Origin of the sequence: Photobacterium sp. OFAV2-7 (assembly GCF_022347985.1) — a bacterium.
Classification (GTDB): domain Bacteria; phylum Pseudomonadota; class Gammaproteobacteria; order Enterobacterales; family Vibrionaceae; genus Photobacterium.
In genome coordinates this window covers 1-3,268 of the sequence record NZ_JAKRFQ010000605.1, presented here as the reverse complement: position 1 = coordinate 3,268, position 3,268 = coordinate 1, and the positions used below count along the sequence as shown (strand labels likewise).

General features: G+C 47.8%; 5 protein-coding genes and 1 pseudogene. 1 reads left to right on the top strand and 5 read right to left on the bottom strand.

What is annotated here, in order from left to right:
- Positions 1–94 (bottom strand): annotated as a pseudogene (locus MHN01_RS21605) (superoxide dismutase); the annotation flags it as partial.
- Positions 95–266: 172 nt separating this feature from the next.
- Here MHN01_RS21605 and MHN01_RS21600 point away from each other — a divergent pair.
- On the top strand, positions 267–599 hold the full coding sequence (locus tag MHN01_RS21600) for a hypothetical protein (protein ID WP_239413364.1): 333 nt from the start codon (positions 267–269) through the stop codon (positions 597–599).
- Between the two features lie 59 nt (positions 600–658).
- Here MHN01_RS21600 and gloA read toward each other — a convergent pair whose 3' ends face one another.
- From gloA to rsxG, 4 genes are all read right to left on the bottom strand, one after another.
- The gene (gloA, locus tag MHN01_RS21595) at positions 659–1,051 is read right to left on the bottom strand and encodes a lactoylglutathione lyase (RefSeq protein ID WP_239413363.1); all 393 of its coding nucleotides are present in this window, start codon (positions 1,049–1,051) and stop codon (positions 659–661) included.
- A gap of 86 nt (positions 1,052–1,137) precedes the next feature.
- Positions 1,138–1,779 carry an endonuclease III gene (gene nth, locus MHN01_RS21590; protein ID WP_239413362.1) on the bottom strand — a complete coding sequence of 214 codons (642 nt, stop codon included), beginning with the start codon at positions 1,777–1,779 and terminating at the stop codon, positions 1,138–1,140.
- Positions 1,780–1,909: 130 nt separating this feature from the next.
- Positions 1,910–2,608: an electron transport complex subunit E gene (locus tag MHN01_RS21585; RefSeq protein WP_239413361.1), complete on the bottom strand. Its 699-nt coding sequence runs from the start codon at positions 2,606–2,608 to the stop codon at positions 1,910–1,912.
- On the bottom strand, positions 2,605–3,240 hold the full coding sequence (gene rsxG / locus MHN01_RS21580; RefSeq protein ID WP_239413365.1) for an electron transport complex subunit RsxG: 636 nt from the start codon (positions 3,238–3,240) through the stop codon (positions 2,605–2,607). Before rsxG ends, MHN01_RS21585 begins: the two co-directional genes overlap by 4 nt.
- Positions 3,241–3,268 lie beyond the last annotated feature (28 nt).

The following is a 3,268-nucleotide window of genomic DNA, read 5'->3' as shown; positions in this document are numbered from 1 at the left end:
GATGGCGGCTATGATGGATTTCCATCGTTTTGGCATCGATATATGGCTCGAGTGCATCATATGGGTAAGGTAATTCTGGAAAGTTGAATGACATGACCGTTCTCTCTTGGTTTTTCGATCATTCTAATGAGAATAAATATCATTATCAACCATGCTTTTTATGATGCTTTTCTACTTTCTTAGTTTTGGAGCTGAAGTAACTGCCGAAAGAGCTAAATTGAGATGGGTTATAGAGATAAACATACTAAGAAAAGGCGGTGGTAGTTATGAAAAAGCTTTTGTTGGTACTCATGTTTGGTTCTGGCTTGGTATTTGCTGATGACTCAGTGGTGAGCAGTGATGCAGAGAGAGTAAAAGAGGAACTAGCCAGTGAGGTTGCGGCAAAGCAGATTACGTTAGAGCAAGCTGATGAAATGGAGCTAAACCGTGCTGATACATATGAAGTCACTAGTACGGTAAGTGCAGAAAACCTGGAGTTGTTAATTGCCGAGAAGCTGAAAGATAGCGTGATGCCATTCTATTCCATAGAGTTCAATGACCCCATTAAAGACAAAGAATACCGCGCGACTGTCGTAGAGTACTTCGGTAAAGTGGAGTAGTGATGGTATGTGTAAGCAAAGCCTGTTCTAGCAGGCTTTGCTGTTTCTATTAGCGGCGCTTAACTGCGCTGAATTAACTCGATTTTGTAGCCATCCGGGTCGGTAACGAATGCAATGTGCGTGCTTCCGCCTTTCACCGGGCCTGGTTCGCGGCTCACGTTGCCCCCCGAAGCTTTAATCGCATCACAGGTTGCGTAAATGTCTTCAACACCAATTGCGATATGGCCGAAAGCATCGCCCATTTCGTATTCGGTTGTTCCCCAGTTATAGGTCAGCTCAATAACAGCCCCAGTAGACTCATCACCGTAGCCGACAAAGGCCAGGGTATATTTATAGGCCTCATTGTCACGCTTGCGAAGTAGCTGCATGCCCATGATATCGGTATAAAACTGAATAGAGCGATCGAGATCGCCAACGCGTAACATAGTATGAAGAATGCGTCCGTTAGCCATAGTGCCTCCGATGTCGGATAGAATTTGAATGAAGATATAATAGGTGCAGTAAACAGAATGGAAAATAACCAGTCTGGTAATTGCTGTTACTCATTCGGGTAAACTTTATCTTTGAATTCGCACAGGTCTTCAATAACACAGCTGCCGCAACGGGGCTTGCGGGCCACGCAGGTATAGCGGCCGTGTAATATCAGCCAGTGATGGACATCAACCTTGAATTCTTTCGGAACTACCTTTAGTAGCTTCTGCTCAACTTGATCGACGTTTTTACCCATTGCGAATTTGGTCCGGTTTGAGACCCGGAAAATATGGGTATCGACGGCGATGGTTGGCCAGCCGAATGCGGTGTTAAGGACGACATTGGCCGTTTTACGGCCGACACCTGGCAGAGCCTCTAGGGCTTCGCGGCTTTCAGGTACTTCTCCGCCGTGTTTTTCCAGCAGGATCCTGCAAGTCTTAATGACGTTTTCAGCCTTGGAGTTAAACAGGCCGATGGTTTTGATATATTCCTTTACGCCCTCGACACCCAGGTCGAACATGGCCTGAGGGGTGTTGGCGATAGGATAGAGTTTGTCGGTGGCCTTGTTGACGCTGACATCTGTGGCCTGTGCTGACAGAAGAACCGCAATCAGTAGTTCAAAAGGCGAGCTCCAGTTGAGTTCGGTTTCCGGGTGCGGATTTTCTGCCCGCAGACGTTCAAGTATCTGAACGCGTTTTTCATTGTTCATGCTTGCTTCCTAACAACTGTTGGCTGTTGCCGCAGTGAGCTATTCTTCTGGTGTAGGGCCAGAAACAGGTTGAGCCGCCTGTAGGTATGTCGCTAACTGCGGTTTATAGTATATTTTTAAGATTGGGCGTTTAGTTAGCCGAGGTAACCCGCGCTCGTTCAATTTCTGGTTTAGCTTCAGCACCTGCCGCTTTCTGTTCGCGTTTTTTATCTATCACATTCTTGAGTGCGATGATAAAACCGACACCGATAAAAGCTCCGGGTGGTAGCATTGCTAGCAAGAAGTTGCTGTCAAAGCTGAATACTTCAATACGTAATGATGCAGCCCAGTCTCCCAGCAGGCGATCTGCCCCGTCAAACAAGGTACCGTTGCCCAAAATTTCACGTATTGCGCCTAACACTACCAGGGTTGAGGTAAGGCCCAGCCCCATCCACAAACCATCTACCACGGCAGGTATAGGTTCGTTCTTGGAGGCGAAAGATTCTGCGCGGCCAATAATAATACAGTTAGTCACGATCAACGGGATGAAGATTCCCAGTGACTGGTAAAGCCCGTAAGTGAAGGCATTCATCAGTAACTGAACACAGGTGACCAGTGCCGCGATGATCATTACGAACACCGGGATCCGAACTTCTGACGGCACCCATTGACGAACCAGAGAAACGATCAGGTTCGATCCGATGAGCACTGCTGTGGTAGCAAGCCCGAGACCAAGGGCATTGGTGACGGTTGCCGATACGGCCAGAAGAGGGCAGAGCCCCAGTAACTGAACGATAGCCGGGTTGTTATCCCACAGGCCATTTTTCATCAATTCTTTATTTATGCTCATGAGTGGCCCTGACAATTCAGAGGTTGATTAAACAATTCTTGTTGGTAACGCTGGTAATACAGCGATACCTTCTTCACTGCACCGACAACGGCACGCGGGGTAATGGTCGCACCGGTAAACTGGTCGAAATTACCGCCGTCTTTGCGAACTGCCCAGCTGGCATCTTTTTCGCCTTGAAGTTTTTTTCCGGTAAAGCTGTAAATCCAGTCGGTTATCCGGGTATCAATTTTGTCGCCAAGCCCCGGGGTTTCATTGTGGCTTAGTACACGCACACCCGTTACAACACCAGAGGTATCAAGACCGACAATAATTTTGATGGCTCCGTTGTAGCCGTCGGGCGCAATAGCTTCAATCGCAACACCTGACACTTCTCCTTCCTTTTCTGCCAGGTAAGCCGGCATTGGCGTAGAGGTGCCGAGATACTGCTCATTGGTGACTAGGGTGCAGCTTTTGTAAAGTTCATTGTCATGGTTCTCCGCCGGAATCACCTGGTTCAGAACTTTAAGCAGCTCCTTTTGTTGCTGCTCTTGAATTCTTCCGGCAGTCAGCAGCTGGGTAACAGATACTAGCAGGGTAGCAAGCAGGGCAAATACTGCCAGTACACCGCTGTTTTTTTTCATTGCAATCAGCATGCTTGCTCCTATAAGTGGCCGTATGTTC

Excerpts from the sequence above, each read along its gene's own strand:
- gloA (WP_239413363.1), bottom strand. The coding sequence starts at position 1,051 with ATGGCTAACGGACGCATTCTTCATACTATGTTACGCGTTGGCGATCTC.
- MHN01_RS21585 (WP_239413361.1), bottom strand. The coding sequence starts at position 2,608 with ATGAGCATAAATAAAGAATTGATGAAAAATGGCCTGTGGGATAACAAC.
- rsxG (WP_239413365.1), bottom strand. The coding sequence starts at position 3,240 with ATGCTGATTGCAATGAAAAAAAACAGCGGTGTACTGGCAGTATTTGCC.
- MHN01_RS21600 (WP_239413364.1), top strand. The coding sequence starts at position 267 with ATGAAAAAGCTTTTGTTGGTACTCATGTTTGGTTCTGGCTTGGTATTT.
- nth (WP_239413362.1), bottom strand. The coding sequence starts at position 1,779 with ATGAACAATGAAAAACGCGTTCAGATACTTGAACGTCTGCGGGCAGAA.